General features: G+C 65.2%; 16 protein-coding genes. 4 read left to right on the top strand and 12 right to left on the bottom strand.

Annotated elements, in window-relative coordinates; all coding sequences use genetic code 11:
• Positions 1-147: 147 nt before the first annotated feature.
• The 3 genes from mprF (at position 148) to tkt (ending at position 6,413) form a co-directional block, all read left to right on the top strand.
• Positions 148-2,742 (top strand): bifunctional lysylphosphatidylglycerol flippase/synthetase MprF, encoded by a 2,595-nt coding sequence (gene mprF, locus D8Z78_RS19275; protein WP_121631707.1) that lies wholly within the window; start codon positions 148-150, stop codon positions 2,740-2,742.
• A 61-nt stretch (positions 2,743-2,803) separates the two neighbouring features.
• Positions 2,804-4,366 (top strand): zinc-binding metallopeptidase family protein, encoded by a 1,563-nt coding sequence (locus D8Z78_RS19280; protein WP_121631706.1) that lies wholly within the window; start codon positions 2,804-2,806, stop codon positions 4,364-4,366.
• Between the two features lie 85 nt (positions 4,367-4,451).
• Complete coding sequence (tkt, locus tag D8Z78_RS19285; RefSeq protein WP_128910864.1) at positions 4,452-6,413, top strand: transketolase; 1,962 nt, start codon at positions 4,452-4,454, stop codon at positions 6,411-6,413.
• Positions 6,414-6,441: 28 nt separating this feature from the next.
• Here the strand turns inward: tkt and D8Z78_RS19290 are convergent, their stop codons facing one another.
• From D8Z78_RS19290 to D8Z78_RS19335, 10 genes are all read right to left on the bottom strand, one after another.
• Entirely contained in the window at positions 6,442-7,428 is a 987-nt protein-coding gene (locus tag D8Z78_RS19290) for an ABC transporter substrate-binding protein (protein WP_121631704.1), read from the bottom strand.
• Between the two features lie 26 nt (positions 7,429-7,454).
• Positions 7,455-8,300, bottom strand: a complete 846-nt coding sequence (locus D8Z78_RS19295; protein ID WP_121631703.1) for an ABC transporter permease — start codon at positions 8,298-8,300, stop codon at positions 7,455-7,457.
• A gap of 85 nt (positions 8,301-8,385) precedes the next feature.
• Entirely contained in the window at positions 8,386-9,342 is a 957-nt protein-coding gene (locus tag D8Z78_RS19300) for an ABC transporter permease (protein WP_121631702.1), read from the bottom strand.
• The gene (locus tag D8Z78_RS19305) at positions 9,339-9,761 is read right to left on the bottom strand and encodes a GNAT family N-acetyltransferase (protein WP_121631701.1); all 423 of its coding nucleotides are present in this window, start codon (positions 9,759-9,761) and stop codon (positions 9,339-9,341) included. Before D8Z78_RS19305 ends, D8Z78_RS19300 begins: the two co-directional genes overlap by 4 nt.
• Positions 9,758-10,537: an ABC transporter ATP-binding protein gene (locus D8Z78_RS19310; RefSeq protein WP_121631700.1), complete on the bottom strand. Its 780-nt coding sequence runs from the start codon at positions 10,535-10,537 to the stop codon at positions 9,758-9,760. Before D8Z78_RS19310 ends, D8Z78_RS19305 begins: the two co-directional genes overlap by 4 nt.
• Positions 10,534-10,950 carry a VOC family protein gene (locus D8Z78_RS19315; RefSeq protein WP_121631699.1) on the bottom strand — a complete coding sequence of 139 codons (417 nt, stop codon included), beginning with the start codon at positions 10,948-10,950 and terminating at the stop codon, positions 10,534-10,536. Before D8Z78_RS19315 ends, D8Z78_RS19310 begins: the two co-directional genes overlap by 4 nt.
• A 148-nt stretch (positions 10,951-11,098) precedes the next feature.
• The gene (locus D8Z78_RS19320; protein ID WP_121631698.1) at positions 11,099-11,551 is read right to left on the bottom strand and encodes a DUF4760 domain-containing protein; all 453 of its coding nucleotides are present in this window, start codon (positions 11,549-11,551) and stop codon (positions 11,099-11,101) included.
• Positions 11,552-11,554: 3 nt separating this feature from the next.
• Entirely contained in the window at positions 11,555-13,009 is a 1,455-nt protein-coding gene (gene hydA / locus D8Z78_RS19325) for a dihydropyrimidinase (protein ID WP_121631697.1), read from the bottom strand.
• A complete protein-coding gene (locus D8Z78_RS24895; RefSeq protein ID WP_128910865.1) occupies positions 13,006-13,215 on the bottom strand; it encodes a hypothetical protein in 210 nt (69 codons plus the stop codon). Before D8Z78_RS24895 ends, hydA begins: the two co-directional genes overlap by 4 nt.
• Positions 13,216-13,691: 476 nt before the next feature.
• Entirely contained in the window at positions 13,692-14,942 is a 1,251-nt protein-coding gene (locus tag D8Z78_RS19335; RefSeq protein ID WP_121631695.1) for a Zn-dependent hydrolase, read from the bottom strand.
• A 219-nt stretch (positions 14,943-15,161) separates the two neighbouring features.
• On the opposite strand from D8Z78_RS19335, the gene D8Z78_RS19340 reads away from it, so the two are divergent.
• Positions 15,162-15,761, top strand: a complete 600-nt coding sequence (locus D8Z78_RS19340) for a TetR family transcriptional regulator C-terminal domain-containing protein (RefSeq protein ID WP_164933016.1) — start codon at positions 15,162-15,164, stop codon at positions 15,759-15,761.
• Between the two features lie 148 nt (positions 15,762-15,909).
• Here the strand turns inward: D8Z78_RS19340 and preA are convergent, their stop codons facing one another.
• Together preA and D8Z78_RS19350 are read right to left on the bottom strand one after the other, a co-directional pair.
• Positions 15,910-17,214, bottom strand: coding sequence for an NAD-dependent dihydropyrimidine dehydrogenase subunit PreA (gene preA / locus D8Z78_RS19345; protein WP_121631693.1), 1,305 nt, complete (start codon positions 17,212-17,214; stop codon positions 15,910-15,912).
• Positions 17,215-17,241: 27 nt separating this feature from the next.
• Positions 17,242-18,567, bottom strand: coding sequence for an NAD(P)-dependent oxidoreductase (locus D8Z78_RS19350; RefSeq protein ID WP_121631692.1), 1,326 nt, complete (start codon positions 18,565-18,567; stop codon positions 17,242-17,244).
• Positions 18,568-18,821 lie beyond the last annotated feature (254 nt).

Here is an 18,821-nt window from a genome sequence, read left to right on the forward strand (position 1 = left end):
GGGCAGGGTTCCCGCGCGCGGGCCCATATGTCAGCTTGCCAAATCGTCCTGTTGAGGTAAGCCATGTCCGGGGCAGGCCGTGCCTGCCCGCGATCTGCCGGGCGTCCTGACCGCGGGCAGGCTGGCGGAACACGGGCGAGGAGCGGGATGCCGGGGCAGAGACTGGACGACAGCACGGTCTGGCAGCGGCTGACGCCGCTTCTGCCGTATTTCATCACGGTGGGCCTGTTCGGGGCCGGGGCCTTTGCGCTGTATCACCTGCTGGCACCGGTCGACCTGCGCTCTGTCATGACGCAGGCGCGGGCCACGCCATGGCCGATCCTCGGGCTGGCCCTGCTGACCACGGCGGCCAGCTATGCCTCGCTCATTGGGTATGACTGGTCGGCGCTGCGCTATCTTGGCAAGAGCCTGCCGATGCCGGTGATCGCGCTGGGCTCGTTTCTGGGCTATGCCTTCGGCAACACCATCGGGGCCGGGCCGATCACCGGTGGGGCGGTGCGCTATCGCATCTATTCGGCGCTGGGCCTGTCGGCCTATGACATCGCCGCCATCGCCACCTTCAGCGCGTCGGCCTTCGGCTTTGGCGCGACGATCATCGGCTTTGGCGCGCTGGCCTATCACCCGGGGGCCTTGGCGCATCTGATCCCGCTGTCGCCACCGGCGATCCGCTGGCTGTCACTGGCCATCGTCGCCGTGTCGGTGGCGATCCTGTTCTGGATTGCCTTGCGGCAGTCGGAAATCACCGTGCGCGGCATCACCCTGCGCGCCCCGTCGCCCGGCATCATGGCGGGGCAGTTCCTGTTCACCGGGCTCGACCTGTTCTGGGCGTCGCTGACGCTGTACCTGCTGTTGCCGCCCTCGGAACTCGGCTATGCCACCTTTCTCGCGGTCTTTGCCGCAGGCGTCATGGCGGGCGTGGTCAGCCACGTGCCCGGCGGGGTGGGGGTGTTCGAGACGGTGATCATCGCTGCCCTGCCGCCCTCGGTCTCGGTCGAACAGGCGGCGACGGGGCTGATCCTGTTCCGGATGATCTACTACCTCGTGCCGTTCGGCGTGGCGCTGATCATGCTGGCCCTGACCGAAGCGCGACTGGCCACAGGCCGCGCGCTGCCCGCCGCGATGCAGGGCCTTTTGTCCTCGGTGCGCGCCATCGTGCCGCTGGCCATCGCCGCGATGGTCTTTGCCGCAGGCGCCATCATGATGCTGTCGAGCCTGATCCCGCCGACCTCGGATCTGGCCGAAGACCTCGAACGGCTGTTGCCGCTCAGCCTTCTGGAGGGCGGCGCGCTGCTGTCGAGCGCGCTGGGGGTGGCGATGCTGGTCATCGCCCATGGCTTGTTGCGCCGGGTGCAGGGCGCATGGTGGCTGGCGGCGCTGGCCTTGTCGGCGGGCATCGCCGCGAGCCTCGCCAACGGGCTCGACTTCCAACGCGCGGCGATCCTTGTCGCGGCGCTGCTGATCCTCTTGCCGACCCGGGCCGAGTTCTTTCGCCCCACGCGGCTGACCCGCGACATTCTCAGCCTGCGCTGGAGCCTGTTGATGCTGGGGCTGGTGGGCGGCCTGCTGGTGCTGGTGCTGTTCGCACACCGCGCCACGCCTTATGCGCATGACCTGTGGTGGCAATTCGCCTCGGACCAAAGCGCCCCTCGGGCGCTGCGCGCCGCGCTGCTGGGGACCCTCGTGCTGGTGGTCGCCCTGCTGATCCTCGCCCTGCGGCCCGGGCGCCTGCGCCCCGACTTGCCCGGTCCAGAGGCTTTGGAGCGCGCCCGCGCGCTGGTCATGGCCCAGCCCGAACCCGAGGCCAATATCGCCCTGACCGGCGACAAATGCCTGATGTTCTCGGATCAGGGCCATGCGGCGCTGATGTACCGCGTGCAGGGGCGCAGCTGGATCGCGCTGCATGACCCGTTTGGCGCCGCGACGGAGGTTCCGCAGCTGGCATGGACCTTCCACGACGCGGCCTATGCCGCCAATGCCCGACCGATCTTCTACTCGGTCTCGGCAGCGCATCTGCCGCTCTGGATCGATATGGGGCTGGCGCTGATCAAGATGGGCGAAGAGGCGGTGGTGCCTCTGGACGGATTCGACCTCGACGCACCGGGCCGGGCCGAGCTGCGGGCGCTGCGCACGCTAGCCTTGGCCGAGGGGCTGACCTGCGAGGTGTTGCTTCCGCCCCATGCGCCCGGTCTGATGGAGGAGCTGCGCGCCGTCTCGGACGCCTGGCTGGCACTCAAACCCGGCGGCGAACAGGGGTTTGCCGTGGGGACGTTCGACCCCGACATCCTCGCCCATGCGCCGATCGCCGTGGTGCGCCACAGCGATCGGTTGGTGGGGTTCGCCAATCTGTGGGTGACGGACGGGAAGCAGACTGCGACTATGGACCTGTACCGCCACGTGGCCGACGCACCTGCCGGAACCATGGGCTTCCTCTTCACCGAAGTGCTGCTGTCCTGCGCCGCCGGAGGCTATGCCGCCTTCTCTCTGGGCAACGCGCCGCTGTCCGGGGCCGAGGCGCGCCGGGGCGCGCGCCTGACCGCGCGGATGGGGCCGCTGGTCTACAAGCACGGGCGGCATTTCGACGATCCGGGCGCGCTGCGCCGCTTTCTGCAGACGTTCGACCCGGATTGGCGCCCCGTCTACGTGGCGATCCCGCCGCGCGCCAATATCCTCGCCATCGCCACCGATATCGTGACGCTGATCGGCGGCGGTCGACGCAGGACCGCGGCGCAGGCCGATAGCTGAGGCGGGTTGCCGGGCGGGGGGCTTTGCCCCATCCTGCCACGGCCACGAAAGGGAGCCCGCCATGACCAACGCCGCCCGACAGACCGCGCTGACCGCCGTCGACACCCTGCGCGAGACGCTGTCACAGGCGGCGCAGACGATCTTTGACTTTGGCGAGACCGCGTGGCGCGAATACCGCTCTGCCGCGTGGTACGTGGATTTCCTGCGCGAACAGGGCTTTACCGTCGAGGAGGGCTCTGCCGGGATGCCCACCGCCTTTTGCGCCGAATGGCGCAATGGCGACGGGCCGATGGTGGGGATGTATGCCGAATATGACGGCATCCCGGGCAATTGTCAGGCCGCAGACACGGTGGAACGCCCGCGCGACGGGCTGTCGCGCGCCGCCGGGGGCCATACCGATCCGCATTCGGGGCTGGGGGTGGGGTCCTTGGGCGGGGCCTTGGCGCTGAAGGCCGCGATGCAGGCGCATGACATCAAGGGCGGCATTCGCTTCACCGGGGAACCGGCGGAAAAGGTGCGCGGGTCAAAGCCGATCCACGCGGCGAAAGGCTACTACGACGGCTTGGCGGCGATCCTGTCCTTTCACCCCTATTACATGGACCCGATGTGCAACACCGTCCGGTGGGAAACGCATTGCGGCGCGGCCTATTCCGCGATCTATCGTTTCACCTGCGACCGCCCTCAGGACTGGGGGCGCAGCGCCGACACGCCGATCCCGCAAAGCCATAGCGACGTGCGCGCGCCCGGCGCAAATGATGCGCTGAACCTGATGTATCTCAGCTCCAAGGCGTTGCGCGACAGTGCCTTGCCCCATGACGGCGGCTGGTCGATCTCCGAGGCGATCCTGACCGCCGGTCAGGCCACCGCCGACAATCTGCCCGCCGAATTGGCCGAGATCCAGTACATGACCCGCGTGCCGACCATTGCGCAGGCCGAACGGATCATCGCCATGCTGGATCGGAACGCGCAGGCCGCCGCCGACATGACCGGCTGCCGGTGGGAGCGGCACTGGGTCTGCAAGTCGCGCCCCGGTCTGGCCAATCACGCGCTGGCCGAGGCGGTCTGGGGCGCGTTGCAGACCGTGGGCGCGCCGCACTGGGGGGAGGCCGCGCGGGCCAAGGCCCGGGACATCCAGAAAAACCTCGGGTTGGAGGAAATGGAGTCCCCCTTCCTGCCGCGCATCGAACAGCTGATCGACCCGCAGGAGGCCGAGCGTCAGCTGCGCGAGACCCTGATGCCGAACCAGCGCCATTCGACCTCGGACGATTATACCGACATGACATGGCACGCGCCCACCGCGCGGCTGTATATCGGGCGTCCGGCCCTGCGCGCGCCCGAAGGTTGTGCCTATCCCAACTGGGTGCTGAACGCTTTGGGTGGTATGCCGGAAACCATCGACCCGATGATCGACACGGCGGCGCGGGTGCTGGCCCTGTCGGGGCTGGCGGTGCTGACCGATCCCGACTTGCGCGCCCGGATGTGGCACGAGTTCCACGACCGGACGGGGGGCATCGGCGGCCCGGATTGGATCGCGCCATTGTGTGACTACGACCCGCCCATCGGTTTCCGCTGGCCAGAATATGTCACCACGCCGCGCGGCTTTGACTGGTGGATTCCATCGTAACCTCAGCTTCACCCCGGTTTTAGAATTTCTGCACGGCGGCCATGCGGAAATCCGGTTAGGAAGGGGAAAACCGGGGGAGACTTCGATGAGCGATATCCAGACCATGGCGCAGGCGATCCGCTTTGCCGCGCTCGATACGATCCTGAACGCGCGCGAGGGGCATCAGGGCGTGCCCTTGGGGATGGCAGAGATCGCGGCGACGCTCTATGCCAACCACCTGAAATACGACGCCAAGGACCCGCTCTGGCCGGATCGGGACAGGGTGGTCTTGTCGAACGGGCATGGCTCGACCCTGCTATATGCGCTCTTGCACCTGTCGGGGGTCGAGGCGGTCTCGGTCGAGGCGCTGAAATCCTTCCGCACGCTGGGCTCTGTCTGCGCGGGCCATCCCGAGATCGAGCAGCATGCCGGGATCGAGATCACCACCGGCCTGTTGGGGCAGGGCATCGCCTGCGCGGTCGGCATGGCCGTGGCCGAGGCGCGGCTGCAAGCGCGCTTTGGCGCCGATCTGGTGGATCATCGGACATGGGCCTTTGTCGGCGATGGCTGCCTGCAAGAGGGGATGGGGCAAGAGGCGATCTCGCTCGCCGGGCATCTGGGTCTGGGCAAGCTGACATTCCTTTGGGATGACAACCACATCACCGATGATGGCGACACGGCGCTGTCGATCTCCGAGGACGTCCCGGCGCGCTTTGCCGCCGCCGGATGGCATGTGGTTTCGGTCGACGGGCATGACATCGCGGCGCTGGACGCGGCGATGGCGGCGGCGCGCGCCGATCCGCGCCCGTCGCTGATCGCCTGCCGCACGGTGATCGCCAAGGGCATCCCCCGTCTGCAAGGGCAACGCGGTGGCCACAGCGCGCCCCTGACCCCGGAGGACCGGGTGGATGCCTGCGCGGCGTTGGGCTGGGATCACCCCCCGTTCGAGGTGCCGCAAGCGGTGTATGACGACTGGCAAAGCGCGCTGGCGCGCGGCACGCAGGCGCATCACGAGTGGTCCGCACGACTGGCCGGGCATCCCGAGCAAGCGGAGTTCGACCGGTGGATCAGCGGTCGCTTGTCTGACGATTGGCAGCCGGAGATGCAGCGCATTCTGGCCGAGGCCGAAGCGCAAAGCGACGCGCGCCCGACGATCCTATCCTCGGGCGATGTTTGCGACGCGCTGCACGAGGCTGTGCCCGAGATGATGGTGCTCTGCGCCGATCTGGAGGCCCCGACCAACCACAAGCGCGGGCGGCGGGCGTTCACCCGACATGACCGGGGCGGGTCCTATGTGCATTGCGGCGTGCGCGAACACCTGATGGGCGCGATGACCTGCGGGATCGCGGCGCATGGCGGTCTGCGCCCGGTGAACGTGACCTATCTGGCCTTTGCGGATTATGAACGCCCGGCGATGCGCATGTGCGCGCTGATGGGTCTGCCGGGGCTGTTCGTGTTCTCGCATGACAGCATCGGCTGCGGGTCGAACGGGCCGACGCACCAGCCGGTGGAGATATTGGCGGCGTTCCGCGCCATGCCGAACATGCGTGTGTTCCGCCCCGCCGATGCGGTTGAGACCGCCGAGGCATGGCGGCTGGCTCAGGAACACCGTCACGGCCCCTCCATGCTGGCGCTGTCGCGGCAGGACGCGGTGCAGGTGCGGGCCGGGTCCGGGCAGAACTTGACGGCGCGCGGGGCGTATATTCTGGAGGACAACGGGCGGCGCGACGTGACCTTGGTGGCCACGGGGACCGAGGTCGGGCTGGCGATGGAGGCGCGCAAGGTCTTGGCCGCACAGGGGATTTCAGCGACCGTTGTGTCGATGCCCTGCTGGGAGCTGTTCATGGAACAGCCCGCCGCCTATCGCGCCGACGTTCTGGGCGAGGCGCCGCGCATCGCCATCGAAGCGGCGCTGCAATTCGGGTGGGAGCGCTGGCTGCGCCCCACGGATCGCTTCATCGGGATGGAGGGGTTCGGGGCGTCTGCCGTAGGGCCGGCTCTGTACGCGCATTTCGGGATCACGGTCGAAGCCGTGGTCGAGGCTGCCAAGCAGATGATCCGAGAGTAGGGCGGGGTTAACCCCGCCCTACACCAAGTCAGTTCAGGGCTGCATCCGTGATTTCCAGCGTATAGGCACCCTCGGGGGCCTTGGTGATCACCGGATCCGAGCCACCGGCCAACAGCGTGTCGACCGTGCGCTGGTAATCCGCCGGGTCGAGCGCACCGTTGGAACCGGCTGTCAGCTTGGCAACCTCTCCCATCATGCGGATCTGGTGCTGCTCGGTCTGGGCGCCGGTCTCGTCATAGTCGAGCACGATCATCGCCGCGTCCTCGGGGTTTTCCTCGGCCCATTTCCAGCCCTGCATCGACGCCGCGACAAACCGCGCCATCTTGTCCTTGAAGGCCTCGTCGGACAGGTTTTCCTCCAGCACATACAGCCCGTCTTCCATCGTGGCGACGCCCTGATCCTGATACTTGAAGGTCACCAGTTCCTCGGCGGTGACGCCCGCATCGATGACCTGCCAGTATTCGTTATAGGTCATGGTCGAGATGCAATCCGCCTGCCGCTGCAGCAGCGGATCGACGTTGAAGCCCTGTTTCAGCACCTCGACAGACCCTTCGGCCTTGCCATCGGTGTCGATCCCCAGCGACGACATCCACGACAGGAACGGGTATTCGTTGCCAAAGAACCAGACACCCAGCGTGCGGTTGTCCAGATCCTCCGGCGCGGCGATCCCGGCATCTTTCCAGCAGGTCAGCATCATGCCCGACGACTTGAAGGGCTGGGCGATGTTGACCAGCGGCAGGCCGTTTTCACGCGCGGCCAGCGCGGCAGGCATCCATTCGACGATCACATCGGCCCCGCCGCCCGCGATCACCTGCGTCGGTGCGATATCCGGCCCGCCGGGCAGAATGGTCACGTTCAGGTCGGCCTCGTCGTAATAGCCGTTCTCCAGCGCCACGTAATAGCCCGCGAATTGCGCCTGCGTGACCCATTTCAGTTGCAGGGTCACGTCGTCTGCCGCCCATGCCGGTGCGGCCAGCGCCATAGCGGCGGTGGTGCCGAGGATGAGGTTTTTCATGTGTCTTTCTCCTTGTTGGTGGTTTGTTATTTTCGTTGTGACGCGTGCCAGAAGGTCAAACGGCGTTCCAGCGCCGTCATGCCCCCGTAGAACGCTGTCCCGGCCAGCGCCGAGACGAGAATGGCGGCCCAGACCATGCCAAGGTCAAGCGCGCCAATGCTGGTGGAAATGCGAAAGCCCAAGCCTTGGGTCGGGCTGCCGAAGAACTCGGCAACGATCGCGCCGATCAGCGCCAGCGTGGTTGAAATTTTCAACCCGTTGAAGATGAAGGGCAAGGCGGCAGGCAGGCGCAGCAGGCGCAAGGTCTGGCCCCATGTGCTGGCATAGGTGTGCATCAGGTCGCGCTGCATCGACGTCGTGTCTTGCAGCCCCGCCACCGTGTTCACCAGCATCGGGAAATAGACCATCAGCACGACCACGGCGGCCTTGGACTGCCAGCCAAAGCCGAACCACATCACGAGGATCGGCGCCGTGCCCACGATGGGCAGCGCCGCCATGAAGTTGCCCAGCGGCAGAAGCCCGCGTTTGAGGTAGTCGTAGCGATCCACCAGCAGCGCCGTCAGGAAGGCCGCGCCGCAGCCGATGATGTAACCGGACAGCGCGCCCTTGAGGATGGTCTGGGTGAAGTCGGCCCAGAGCACGGGCAAGTTGGCGGCAAAGGTCTGCGCGATCATCGAGGGTGGCGGCAGGATGACGGTGGGCACGCCGAGGCCGCGCACCAGAAGCTCCCACATCAGCAGGATCGTCGCGCCAAAGATCATCGGCACGGCCAGCCGCGTGGCGGCGGTGTCGCGGGCCGGGCCGTTGGCGAGCCAGAGGTTCAGGGCAAAGCCCGCAGCCCAGACGGCGAAGGCGGAGAGGACCTGTGTCATCGATCACCTCCGGGGTTTGTGGCGCGGTTGGACGCCTTCGGCGAGGGTATTTGGACCAAGAAGAAACAGGGTGCGTTTTTAAGGATCATTGCGCCATTCCCATTTTCCTGAGCGTGGCCTTCTCGGCGGCCCCGATGGCCCAGACGAGGATCGCGGCCAGCGCGGCGGCCATGAAGAGCGCGGCCCAGATCTGTTCCATCTGGCCGTAATAGCTGCCCGCCAGCATCCGCGCGCCAAGCCCGCCTTTCTGCACCGGCAACTCGCCCACGATGGCGCCGACGAGGCTGGCGGCGATGGCGATTTTCAGGCTGGCGAACAGATAGGGCACGGAAGAGGGCAGGCGCAGCTTGCTCAGCACGGTCATTTGCCCCGCATTGTAGGTGCGCATCAGGTCCATCTGCATGTGATCGGGGCTGCGCAGCCCTTTGACCATGCCGACGACCACGGGGAAGAAGGACAGGTAGGCCGAGATCACCGCCTTGGGGATCAGCCCCTGTATCCCGATGGAATAGAGCACGACGATGATCATGGGGGCGAGCGCGACGATGGGAATGGTCTGGCTGATGATCGCCCATGGCATGACGCTCATATCCATGACGCGGCTGTGGACGATGCCGACGGCCAGCGCGATGCCGAGGCAGGACCCGATGAGAAAGCCGAGGAAAGTCGCGTTGAGCGTGACCAGCCCGTGATAGACCAGCGAGCGATTGGACAGCGAGCCGGAGCGCACCAGCCCGCGGCGGCCGTTGAGTTCCTCGTCGATGGTGGAATCGTAAAGCTCGACCAGCACGTTATGCGGCGCAGGCAGGATCGGGCGCTGGGTCGACCAGCTGTCGCCGATCTGGCCGGGGTTCTGGAACACCAGCGACAGGTTCGACATGTCGCGCCGTTCCTGCGCGGAGGCGGGTTGGACCGTCGCGCCCGCGCGCTCGGCGGCGGTCAGGACTTCCTTGATGTTCATCGGGATCGCGGCCAGATACCACAAGCCGATCAGGGCCAGCACCATGGCCAGCACCGGGGGGAATTGCCAGCGTTTGGTCATGCCGCGCCCTCCCGCTGCCATTCCATGCGCATCACCGCAGGGGCGGCGGCAGGGATGGAGGAGGCGAGCCGGAACCCCTCGCGCCGGTAAAAGGCAAAGGCGCGGGTGTTCTCGGGAAAGACGGTCAGCCAGAGGAAATCGCGCCCGTCCTTGGCCATGTCGATCAGGGTCTTGCCAAGGCCGGTGCCGGGACGGGTCAGGTAGATCGCGCCGATCTTGCCCTGTGCGGGGTCGAGCGACATGTAGCCATCGACCGGCGCGCCGGTCACGTAAATCTCGCGCGCATCGAAGGCCTGTTCGATGAGAGGAATGATATCCGCCTCATGGCCGGGGTCGGCAATGTAGGGTTGCGCCCGCTCCCAGTCGCAGACGATGCGGGCCATGGCGGGGATGTCGTCGCGGGTGGCGCGCCGGATCATTCCTCGTACCCCGCGCGCAGGCCCTCGCGGACGCGGTGGGCGATTTCGATGAATTCCGGCGTGTCGCGGATATCCAGCGGGCGGTCCTTGGGCAGGGGGCTTTCGATCACATCGGTGATACGGCCCGGTCGGGGCGACATGACGACGATATGGGTGGACAGGTAGACAGCCTCGGGGATCGAATGGGTGACGAAGGCGATGGTCTTGACGGTCTTGTCCCACAGGCGCAGGACCTCTTCGTTCAGGCGGTCGCGGACGATTTCATCCAACGCGCCAAAGGGTTCGTCCATCAGCAGGATATCGGCGTCAAACGACAGGGCGCGGGCGATGGAGGCGCGCTGTTGCATGCCGCCAGACAGCTGCCACGGGAATTTCTTTTCGAACCCGGACAGTTCGACCAGCTCAAGAACGCGTGCGACGCGCTCGGCCTGTTCGCTGCGTGAATAGCCCATGATCTCCAGCGGCAGGGCGACGTTGCGGCCAATCGTGCGCCACGGGTACAGCCCCGCCGCCTGAAAGACATAGCCATAGGCGCGCTTGCGGCGGGCCTCGTCAGGGGTCATGCCGTTCACCGTCAGGGTGCCGCCAGTGGGCGTTTCCAGCCCGGCGACGCAGCGCAGGAAGGTGGTCTTGCCGCAGCCCGATGGCCCGATGAAGCTGACGAAACTGCCCTGCGGGATGTCGAGATTGACGTCCTTGAGGGCGTGCACCGGCCCGTCATTTGTCTGGAAGGTCAGGTCGAGATGTTTGGCCGTAATGACCGGGTCGGTCGTCATGCAGTGGGGCTCCAGAGCGTGGGGTCGGCGAATTCGACGCTGTTGCCAGCGGGATCGCGCACATAGATGGATCGGGGGCCGTGGGGCCAGTTGAAATCTGACTCGATGGTCAAGCCGTGATCTTCCAGAAGTGCCCGCATCTGGTCAAGCGCCTCTCCGGGGCAGGCAAAGCACAGATGGCCGGGGCCATGCGCACCGTGCGGGGGCACGGGCAGGGCATCTTTGGCCGGGGGAATGGCGGTGGCGTCGGGCAGGAAGAGCAGGACGATGGTTGCGCCCGCGCGGTAGAAGGCATGGCGGCCATCGACACGGGTGATCTGTTCGAGGCCCAGCATCTGGCCGTAGAAACGGTGCGCCGCGTCGAGGTCATCGACATAGAGCGCCGCTTCGAGGATGCCGGTCAGCAGGGGCATGGCACGGCCTTCGTGGCTGGGCGGGCAAGGCGCTTCGAAGCGCCTTGGACAAGCGCCTTCGAAGGCGCTTGTTGCCCCGCTCCGAGCGGAGCGCCAACAAGGCCTTTCGAAAGGCCTTGCAAGCAGATGCAAAGGTAGGCGCACGGTCTCATCGTGCATCGTCCCTATCAATGTCCTTTGCGATCCATTCTGCCGCACTGAAAAGTTCCGTGTTGCCAGTGCTTTGCCGCTCTGACTCAACGAACGCCACTAGCCGACTCCAATCGCGACGGAAGGTCGACTCCCAAAAGTTCAAAAAAAGCTCTCGGCTGATGGCGTCGTGCTTGATCAGGCGTCCTAGCACACCGTATTGCGCAAGGATTTTGCGCGCGTTCTCCTTTTGCTCAGCATCCATGTCTTCATAGGCCTTTTGGAATACTTTGCCATGTGCTTGCCGCGCGGACCTGAACGCACTGTCTTGAAGGTGCTCATGCAAGATGGTGATTGTTTCTCGCATGAACCTTTTCTGTTCGGTCAAGCTATCGCGTCGCTGGATGTTCAACGACCATAACGCCAAGGCTGCGGCACAAAGCGAAATGATAAGTGCCAGCCAGTCCAGCAAGGGTCACACCCCCGTCGCCGGGATGCCCGTGCGTTCCACCGGGCGGGGCGCGGTCAGTTCCTTCCATGTGGACAGCGCCTTGTTCGTCGCCGTGTTCGGCGCGCGCTTGACGAATTCGCCATGCCCGGCCTTGGACCGCAACTCGCCGTCATGCACCGCCACATGCCCGCGCGTCAGGGTGAAGCGCGGCAGGCCCTTGACCTCCTTGCCCTCGAAGACGTTGTAGTCGATCGCCGAAACCTGTTTCGACGCGGTGATCGTCTTGGTCTTTTCCGGATCCCAGACGACGATATCGGCATCGGCGCCGGGCAGGATCGCGCCCTTTTTCGGGTAACAATTCAGGATCTTGGCGATGTTGGTCGAGGTGACGGCAACGAATTCCTCGGGCGTCAGGCGGCCCGTGCCGACCCCATAGGTCCAAAGCATCGGCATCCGGTCCTCAAGCCCGCCCGTGCCGTTGGGGATCTTGGTGAAATCGCCCACGCCAAAGCGCTTTTGATCGGTGGTAAAGGCGCAGTGATCGGTGGCCACGACGCTCAGCGACCCGGCCTGAAGCCCCGCCCACAGGCTGTCCTGATGCTGCTTGTTGCGGAAGGGGGGCGACATGACCCGGCGCGCGGCGTGGTCCCAATCGGGGTTGAAATACTCGCTCTCGTCCAGCGTCAGGTGCTGGATCAGCGGCTCGCCCCAGACGCGCTTGCCCTGCTGGCGGGCGCGGCGGATGGCCTCGTGGGACTCCTCGCAGGAGGTATGCACCACGTACAAAGGCACCCCTGCCATGTCGGCGATCATGATCGCGCGGTTGGTTGCCTCGCCCTCGACCTGCGGGGGGCGGGAATAGGCGTGGGCCTCGGGGCCGGTATTGCCCGCCGCCAGCAGCTTGGCCGACAGTTCCGCAACAACGTCGCCGTTTTCGGCATGGACCATGGCGATGGCGCCCAGTTCGGCAAGCCGCTGGAAGGACGCATACATCTCGTCATCATTCACCATCAGCGCGCCCTTATAGGCCATGAAGTGCTTGAAGGTGTTGATGCCGCGTTCCTTCACCACGGTCTCCATCTCGTTGAAGACCTGCTCAGACCACCACGTGACCGCCATGTGGAAGGAATAGTCGCAATGCGCGCGGGTGGATTTGTTGTCCCACATCTTGAGCGCATCCAGCAGCCCTTGACCGGGGGAGGGCAGGGCGAAATCGACCACCATCGTGGTGCCGCCCGACAACGCCGCCTGCGTGCCAGAGTCGAAATCGTCGCTGGAATAGGTGCCCATGAAGGGCATTTCCAGATGCGTATGCGGGTCGATGCCGCCGGGCATGACATAGCACCCGGTCGCGTCGAGGGTTTCATCGCCCTTCAGGTCCGGGCCGATTTCCGTGATCACGCCGCCGTCGATGGCGACATCGGCCTTGTAGGTCCGGTCATGGGTGACGATGGTGCCGTTCTTGATGATGGTGGTCATGTCATACCTCCTGTTGTCGCTAGCGGTTCTATTTGCCACTGGCCATTTTCATTGAGCGCCGCCGACTGGCCCGGCGCAAGGTCTAGATCGGGAAGGGTGGGGTCGAGGTCGCGAAGTTCCTGCAAGCCGATAATGCGCCCCTCTGGGACAGTGTGCCCCTCGGCTCCGCATAGACATTGTAGCTCACCGTTTTCGTCCAGTGTCATCCACGTCACCTGTGCACCGCTCAAGACGTGTGAACCGGTAAGGGTGGCGAAGTCGGAGTGCATATGTGACAGGCGCATCTGATACCTTTGTTCATGTGTCCACGACGGCCTTGGCTTCGAAACACGCAAAGCACAGCCAAACGTGGATCAAGCCGACATCGGCCACACAATGCTCATCGTCGATCGAGTCCAGTTGAGCGTAAAATGTCATCGGTGTTTCGCAGGCGGCACAGTTGGGCACGTACTCCCCTTGGATATGCGTTGGCGTGCCACCCAATTGATGGCGTCGACCAACCGATTGATCAGCCCATGCGAAGCCCTTTGAAGCGCGCGCAGCCTCGTCTGCTGGTGTTGGGACCAAGCTGAAGCATGGAAGTGTCTTCATTTAGATGTCCTATCGCCACCGACCCGGCGGATTGGCTTTTCTGGTGCGAAAATACGCCGGGGGAGCCCCGCAGGGGTGGGGGAGCGCCCCCTCACTCCACAATCTCCGCCGTCTCGACGACCGCGTGGAACAGCACGTCCGCCCCGGCCTTGGCCCAGTCCTTGGAAATCTCCTCGGCCTCGTTGTGCGAAAGTCCGTCCACGCAGGGGCACATCACCATCGCCGTCGGCGCCACTTGATTGATCCAGCAGGCGTCATGCCCCGCGCCCGAGATGATGTCGCGATGCGAATAGCCCAGCCGCTCTGCCGCGCCGCGCACTGCCTGAACGCGGCCCGCGTCAAAGGCCACCGGGTCAAAGCCCCCGACCTTCTCGAAGCTCACATCCAGATCCAGCGTATCGCAGATCTCCTTCGCCGCCGCGCGCAGGCGCACCTCCATGTCGCGGATCACGTCCAGCTCGGGCGAGCGAAAATCGACGGTGAACACCACCTTGCCGGGGATCACGTTGCGCGAGTTCGGGTAGACGTCGATATGGCCCGCAGCGCCCACCGCATGCGGCGCGTGGCTCAGCGCGATCTCGTCCACCGCCTCCAGAATGCGCGCCATGCCAAGGCCCGCATTGCGGCGCATCGGCATGGGGGTGGAGCCGGTATGCGCGTCCTTGCCGACCACCGTCACCTGCGTCCATGACAGCCCCTGACCGTGGGTCACGACGCCGATATCGACGCCCTCGGCCTCCAGAATGGGCCCCTGTTCGATGTGCAATTCAAAGAAGGCGTGCATCTTGCGCGCGCCGACTTCCTCGTCACCCTTCCAGCCGATCCGCTCCAGCTCATCGCCGAATTTCTTGCCTTCGGCATCCTCGCGCGCATAGGCCCAATCCTGCGTATGCACCCCGGCAAACACGCCCGAGGACAGCATCGCAGGCGCGTAGCGCGTGCCTTCCTCGTTGGTCCAGTTGGTCACGACGATCGGGTGTTTCGTCTTGATGCCAAGGTCATTGAGCGTCCGGATGATCTCCAGCCCGCCAAGCACGCCCAACACCCCGTCATACTTGCCGCCAGTCGGCTGCGTATCCAGATGGCTGCCCACATAGACGGGCAGGGCGTCCGGGTCCGTGCCCTCGCGCCGGGCGAACATGTTGCCCATCTGGTCGAGCCCCATCGTACAGCCCGCCTCCTCACACCATTTCTGGAACAGCGCGCGCCCCTCGCCATCCGCATCGGTCAGGGTCTGGCGGTTGTTGCCCCCCGCCACACCGGGGCCGATCTTGGCCATCTCCATCAGGCTATCCCACAGGCGGTCGCCGTTAACCACCATATTCGCTGCCGGTTGTGCCATGTTGTGTCCCCTGTCCCAAAGCCCTATACACAAAGGCCATTTTGTGATCCGATGATCCGAGCATCGCTTTTGACCACTTGGTCAAACCGGAGCGTAACAGAGGCGGGCCACCAGTCAAGAACCGCGCGGGCCTTGCGGGGGCATGCTGCGAAAATAAGCGGAGACATCGGGCCAATGAGCGAAAAAGCAGCACAACCCGAAACGGTCGAAAACCGTCCCATGACGCGAATCCAGCGCAAGAAGCGGGAGACGATCCTCGATGCCGCGCTCGAAGTCTTCTCTGCCGAGGGGTTCCGGGGCGCCACGCTGGATCGCATCGCCGCCGAAGCGGGCCTGTCCAAACCCAACCTGCTATATTACTACCCGTCGAAAGAGGCGGTGTTTCAAGAGCTTATGGGCGGGCTTCTGGCCACTTGGCTCGACCCGCTCAAGGCGATGGACCCAAAAGGCGACCCGAGGTCCGAGATCATGGCCTATGTCCGTCGCAAGCTGGAAATGAGCCGCGATTTCCCCCGCGAAAGCCGTCTGTTCGCCAATGAGATCGTGCGCGGCGCGCCGACGCTCGGGCCGGTGCTGGAAACCGACCTGAAGACGCTTGTGCACGAAAAAGCGGCGGTGATCCGGGACTGGATGCACGCGGGGCGGATTGCGCCCTGTGACCCGGTCCACCTGATCTTTTCGATCTGGGCGCTGACCCAGCACTACGCCGATTTCGATGTGCAGGTCCGGGCCGTTCTGGGCCACGATGACCCGTTTCCCGGAGCCGAACAGCATCTGGAAACGCTGTTCGCCCGATTGCTTGGCGACACCACTGCCTGAGCGGCACCTGTCCTCGAGACATTGTTCCCAGGCTTCTTTGGTCCCGAAATATCTCGGGGGAGCCCGGTACGGGCGGGGGCAGAGCCCCCTTTTGCGCGCCCCGCAGGGGCGCGCGGGTCGCCGCGCAAGGCGCGGCGAAACACGTCGCTTACTCCGCCGCCTTCGCCATCGGGTTGTTGGGGTGCTGCGTCCAGTTGCCATATTCGGCGGGCACCTCGCGCCCGGTGCGCGGGTCGATCGTGCCCGGGGCCAGACGCTCCATCGTGATGCAGTTCTCGACCGGGCAGACATCGATGCACAAGTTGCAGGCCACGCATTCCGCATCGTTGACCTCGAAGACCCGCCCCTCATGCATCCAGATCGCTTGGTGCGAAGTATCCTCGCAGGCGGCATAGCAGCGCCCGCATTTGATGCAGGCCTCCTGATCGATGCGCGCCTTGGTGATGTAGTTGAGGTTCAGGTACTGCCAGTCGGTGACGTTGGGCACCGCGCGCCCCTTGAAGTCGTCGATGGAGGCATAGCCTTTCTGGTCCATCCACTCGGACAGGCCGCGCTTCATCTCTTCGACGATCTTGAAGCCATAGGTCATCGCGGCGGTGCAGACCTGCACGTTGCCACAACCAAGGCTGATGAACTCGGCCGCGTCGCGCCACGTCGTCACGCCGCCAATGCCGGAAATCGGCAGGCCGTGGGTTTCGGGATCGCGGGCGATCTCGGCGACCATGTTCATGGCGATGGGCTTCACCGCCGGGCCGCAATAGCCGCCATGGCTGCCCTTGCCGTCGATGGACGGCTCGGGGCTGAAATCATCCAGATTGACCGAGGTGATCGAGGAAATCGTGTTGATGAGGGAGACCGCATCGGCCCCGCCATTCTTCGCCGCACGCGCCGGGTAGCGGATGTCGGTGATATTGGGCGTCAGCTTCACGATCACCGGCTTGTCGTAGTATTGCTTGCACCAGCGGGTGACCATCTCGATATATTCGGGCACCTGTCCCACGGCGGCCCCCATGCCGCGTTCCGACATGCCATGCGGGCAGCCGAAGTTCAGCTCGATCCCGTCACATCCCGTTTCCGCCACGCGCGGCAGGATCGCCTTCCACGACGCCTCGTCGCAGGGCACCATGATCGAGGCGATCAGCGCGCGATCCGGATAGTCGGCCTTCACCCGCGCCATTTCTTCGAGGTTCGTCTCCAAAGGGCGGTCGGTGATCAGCTCGATATTGTTGATCCCCAGCACGCGCCGGTCGGCGCCGTAGATCACGCCATAGCGCGGGCCGTTGACGTTCACGACGGGCGGGCCTTCGGCGCCCAGCGTCTTCCAGACGACACCGCCCCAGCCCGCGTCAAAGGCGCGGCGGACGTTGTATTCCTTGTCGGTGGGCGGCGCGGAGGCCAGCCAGAACGGGTTGGGCGATGAAATCCCGAGGAAATTGGTGGTGAGATCGGCCATGTCGCGGCTCCTGTCGTTTGTCGGTGCTCAGCGCATCAGCGCGGCGTGAATGTCTTCGGCGGCGTCGCGGCCTTCGGCGACGGCGACCACGGTCAGGTCTTCGCCGGGCGTGCAGTCGCCCCCGGCCCAGACGCCCTCCATCGAGGTGCGGCCGGTTTCCGTGACCTTGATCTTGCCGCGCTCCAGTTCCGGGCCCTGCGGCGCGACCAGCGTCTGGCCAATGGCCCGAAAGATCTGATCGGCGGGCAGGCGCACGGTTTCGCCGGTGCCTTGCAGCGTGCCGCCGTCCTCGACGGTGTATTCCAACTCGATCTCGCGCACCGCGCCGTTGCCGTGGATGGCAACGGGGACGACATTGGTCAGGATCGTCACGCCCTTGGAGGCGGCCAGATCCTGTTCGTATTCCGAGGCGCCCATGCGCGCGCGCGACCGGCGATAGGCCAGCGTTACATTCTGCGCGCCCAGCAGTTTCGCCTGCACGGCGGCGTCCACGGCGGTCATGCCGCCGCCGATCACCACCACGTTGCGCCCGATGGGCAGGGTGGTCAGGTCGGAGGCCTGCCGCAACTCGGCGATGAAGTCGACCGCATCCGCCACGCCCTCGCGGTCATTGCCGTCGCAGGTCAGCGCGTTCACCGCCCCCAGACCCATGCCAAGGAAGACCGCGTCATATTCGGCGGTCAGCGTGTCCAGAGACAGGTCCGTTCCCAGCGCCTTGCCGGTGTGCAGGGTGATCCCGCCGATCTGCATCAGCCAGTCGACCTCGCGCCCGGCAAAGCCGTTCGTGGCCTTGTAGGTGGCGATGCCGTATTCGTTCAGCCCGCCGGGCTTGGGCTTGGCGTCGAACAGGTCGACGCTGTGGCCCTTCATCGCAAGGCGGTGCGCGCAGGACAGGCCCGCAGGGCCCGCGCCCACGACGGCGATGCGCTTGCCGGTCTCTGCCGCGCGGGCAAAGGGATGGTCCTGCCGCGCCATCACGCTGTCGGTGGCATAGCGTTGAAGCCTGCCGATCTCGACCGGCTTTTCCTCGGCGGTCATGCGCACGCAGGCCTCTTCGCACAGGGTCTCGGTCGGGCAGACGCGGGCGCAGATGCCGCCAAGGATGTTCTGCTCGAAGATCGTCCGGCCTGCCGCCTCGGGCTGACCGGTCGCGATCTGCCGGATGAACAGGGGGATGTCGATCTCTGTCGGGCAGGCGATGGTGCAGGGCGCATCATGGCAGAAATAGCAGCGATCCGCCGCCACCCGCGCTTCGTGCGCGTCATAGGGGGCGTGCAGGTCGTCGAAGTTGCGTGCAAGCGTTTCGGTATCAAGCCGACCGGCCGCGAGGCCGGGGGTGAGGGGGCTGGTCATGGCGTCTCCCTGGGTTTGTCTGGCCAGACTGTGCCACGGTTTGATTTTTTATCAAACGGTAAATTTTAGGAGGCGTGTGAAAATCTGCGCGCCGCGCGGCGTTGCCTGTTTCCTGTGCATTTCACGGGAAAAGCGCCGTGGCGAAAGCGCCGCAGGCGGGCTTTGACCGTGTTGCGTTTAAGGTTTCGTTAACCTTTTTTGGTGCTAGGGTTAGGTTGTACAGCGGTGTCTCTGCCAATCTGAGCGTGTATGGC

Source organism: Tropicibacter alexandrii (genome assembly GCF_003667315.2).
Classification (GTDB): domain Bacteria; phylum Pseudomonadota; class Alphaproteobacteria; order Rhodobacterales; family Rhodobacteraceae; genus Tropicibacter; species Tropicibacter alexandrii.

Excerpts from the sequence above, each read along its gene's own strand:
- D8Z78_RS19300 (WP_121631702.1), bottom strand. The coding sequence starts at position 9,342 with ATGACCAAACGCTGGCAATTCCCCCCGGTGCTGGCCATGGTGCTGGCC.
- preA (WP_121631693.1), bottom strand. The coding sequence starts at position 17,214 with ATGGCCGATCTCACCACCAATTTCCTCGGGATTTCATCGCCCAACCCG.
- D8Z78_RS19315 (WP_121631699.1), bottom strand. The coding sequence starts at position 10,950 with ATGCCCCTGCTGACCGGCATCCTCGAAGCGGCGCTCTATGTCGATGAC.
- tkt (WP_128910864.1), top strand. The coding sequence starts at position 4,452 with ATGAGCGATATCCAGACCATGGCGCAGGCGATCCGCTTTGCCGCGCTC.
- D8Z78_RS19350 (WP_121631692.1), bottom strand. The coding sequence starts at position 18,567 with ATGACCAGCCCCCTCACCCCCGGCCTCGCGGCCGGTCGGCTTGATACC.
- D8Z78_RS19305 (WP_121631701.1), bottom strand. The coding sequence starts at position 9,761 with ATGATCCGGCGCGCCACCCGCGACGACATCCCCGCCATGGCCCGCATC.
- D8Z78_RS24895 (WP_128910865.1), bottom strand. The coding sequence starts at position 13,215 with ATGACACTGGACGAAAACGGTGAGCTACAATGTCTATGCGGAGCCGAG.
- D8Z78_RS19335 (WP_121631695.1), bottom strand. The coding sequence starts at position 14,942 with ATGGCACAACCGGCAGCGAATATGGTGGTTAACGGCGACCGCCTGTGG.
- hydA (WP_121631697.1), bottom strand. The coding sequence starts at position 13,009 with ATGACCACCATCATCAAGAACGGCACCATCGTCACCCATGACCGGACC.
- mprF (WP_121631707.1), top strand. The coding sequence starts at position 148 with ATGCCGGGGCAGAGACTGGACGACAGCACGGTCTGGCAGCGGCTGACG.
- D8Z78_RS19310 (WP_121631700.1), bottom strand. The coding sequence starts at position 10,537 with ATGACGACCGACCCGGTCATTACGGCCAAACATCTCGACCTGACCTTC.
- D8Z78_RS19295 (WP_121631703.1), bottom strand. The coding sequence starts at position 8,300 with ATGACACAGGTCCTCTCCGCCTTCGCCGTCTGGGCTGCGGGCTTTGCC.
- D8Z78_RS19280 (WP_121631706.1), top strand. The coding sequence starts at position 2,804 with ATGACCAACGCCGCCCGACAGACCGCGCTGACCGCCGTCGACACCCTG.
- D8Z78_RS19290 (WP_121631704.1), bottom strand. The coding sequence starts at position 7,428 with ATGAAAAACCTCATCCTCGGCACCACCGCCGCTATGGCGCTGGCCGCA.
- D8Z78_RS19340 (WP_164933016.1), top strand. The coding sequence starts at position 15,162 with ATGACGCGAATCCAGCGCAAGAAGCGGGAGACGATCCTCGATGCCGCG.